This window comes from Rickettsia sp. TH2014, from assembly GCF_019249195.1.
GTDB lineage: Bacteria > Pseudomonadota > Alphaproteobacteria > Rickettsiales > Rickettsiaceae > Rickettsia > Rickettsia felis.
On record NZ_MXAX01000202.1, the window covers coordinates 1 to 2,157 of the forward strand.

The following is a 2,157-nucleotide window of genomic DNA, read 5'->3' on the forward strand; positions in this document are numbered from 1 at the left end:
CAACGCCTTGCGAGAAAGGCTTGCTTGCGTGGACTCCCAGTCGTCATTGCGAGGAGCGAAGCGACGTGGCAATCCAGAAAAAGATTAAAAAAATTCTGTAAATCAGCATGTTTACTGGATTGCTTCGTCGAATTACTACGTAATTCTTCTCGCAATGACGAGTTGCTATCCACATAAAAACTATTCCAATTATTACGTTATGTGAGTCTGAAAAAATATGAATAAATTACTACTTATAATCATTACTGTTTTTTTTGCTTTTAATGTAGCACAAGCTTCGTTGCCGAATATAGTAGCATCCGTAAATGATGAACCTATTACTCTTAATGAGTTCCGTGCTAGAAAAAAAATGATTATGGCACTAAATAATGTTGAAAGTCTAACGCCTGCTCAAGATAAGCAGCTAAGTGACTTAGCAATCAAGAGCTTAATTGACGAATCTTTGCTTTTTCAATATGCCGGAGATAGAGAAATTCCGCAAGAAGAGATAGATAATGCTATTAAATCTATTGAAGATCGTAATAAAATGCCCCACGGTTCTCTTCTTCAGTATTTAAAAAGCAGATCGGTTAATCCTGATAGTTTTATTTCCCAAATTAAATCCGAGTTGATTAAAATGAATATTTTATCAAGTCTATCAAGATCGGTACAAGTAAGTAATAAAGAAATAGATGTCGCAATTTTATCTAGTGATCAAAAAGACGTAGAAATTTCAATGCAAGTATTTACATCTAAAGATGCTGGCAATAAAGCGTTTACACAGATGAATAATTTGAAAAATCGACTAAAAAAATGTGCAGACGTTAAAAAATCACTTTATGATAATTTTGCTACTATGCAAATTATTACCGATAAGCTTAGCAAGATAGAAGCCGTAAAACAAACTATTGTAAAGGACTTAAGCTCGGACAAAGCAAGCAATGTTTTTGAAGTAAATAACAAATTTGAAATAATATTAGTGTGCAGCAAAAAAATCTTAAATGTTAATGAAGATGAAAATAATTATGTAGTAAACTTCCTAACCAATAAAAAGATTTCACAAAAAGCACAAAAAATGTTTGAAAATATGCGTAAGAAAGCAGTTATAAAAATAATGTTATCAGAATAACGTCATTGTGAGGAGCGAAGCGACGTGGCAATCTCATGAAATAATACAAACTCCTGAGATTGCTTCGTCAATACTTCGTATTTCCTCGCGATGACGATGCTTGCTCTACACAATCACCTTTAAAATCCATGCTCCCTTCAATTGCAAAACATGCAGCATCTCATCAAATTAATCCTATTAAAAAGCACGGACAAAATTTTATTTTTGACAGTAGTCTATGTGATAAAATTGTACGTGCGAGTAACCTTGCAGAAAATAGCAGAGCGCTAGAAATAGGACCCGGCACCGGAGGATTAACTAGGTCAATATTGCAGAAAAATCCTGCATCCTTAACTGTTATAGAAACAGATGAGAGATGTATCCCACTCCTTAATGAGATTAAAGAATATTATCCTAATCTAAATATTATAAAACAAGATGCTCTTAAAATAAATTTAACTGATTTAGGTTATGATAAAATAACTATAATCTCTAATTTACCATATCATATAGGTACTGAGTTAGTAATTAGATGGCTGAAAGAAGCGCGGTTAATTACTAATATGACGCTAATGTTACAAAAGGAAGTAGTAGAACGTATTTGTGCTATGCCGTCAACTAAAGCATATGGCAGGTTATCGGTAATATGTCAGTTAATTACTAAAGTGAAAAAATGCTTTGACGTAGCACCGACTGCTTTCTATCCACCTCCTAAAGTATATTCTGCGATAGTCAAACTAATACCTTTAGAAAATCCCCCGTCTATTGCTCTGATAAATAAAGTTGAGCAAATAACAAAACTTGCTTTTGCAGGACGACGGAAAATGATCAAATCATCACTGAAAAATCTTGTACCTAACATACATGAAATATTAACTCAGTTGAAAATCAATGATAATTATCGTGCTGAAAATCTTACTCCTCAGGATTATTTGAGAATTGCCGAAATGTTAGACAATGTCACCTAGTTCGCTTGACGAGCGTTGTTGCATGGCTCGGAAAATCTGCAGGGTGTCATACCGTGGACTGTAGAAGTCAAGATTTAATCTTACAGACATTATAAAAATTAT

At 33.7% G+C, this 2,157-nt stretch carries 2 protein-coding genes; both read left to right on the forward strand.

Annotated elements, in window-relative coordinates:
- Positions 1 to 217 precede the first annotated feature (217 nt).
- Positions 218 to 1,108 carry a SurA N-terminal domain-containing protein gene (locus KYQ89_RS04145; RefSeq protein WP_218460535.1) on the forward strand — a complete coding sequence of 297 codons (891 nt, stop codon included), beginning with the start codon at positions 218 to 220 and terminating at the stop codon, positions 1,106 to 1,108.
- 128 nt (positions 1,109 to 1,236) lie between these two features.
- Positions 1,237 to 2,055 (forward strand): 16S rRNA (adenine(1518)-N(6)/adenine(1519)-N(6))-dimethyltransferase RsmA, encoded by an 819-nt coding sequence (gene rsmA, locus KYQ89_RS04150; protein ID WP_218460536.1) that lies wholly within the window; start codon positions 1,237 to 1,239, stop codon positions 2,053 to 2,055.
- Positions 2,056 to 2,157 lie beyond the last annotated feature (102 nt).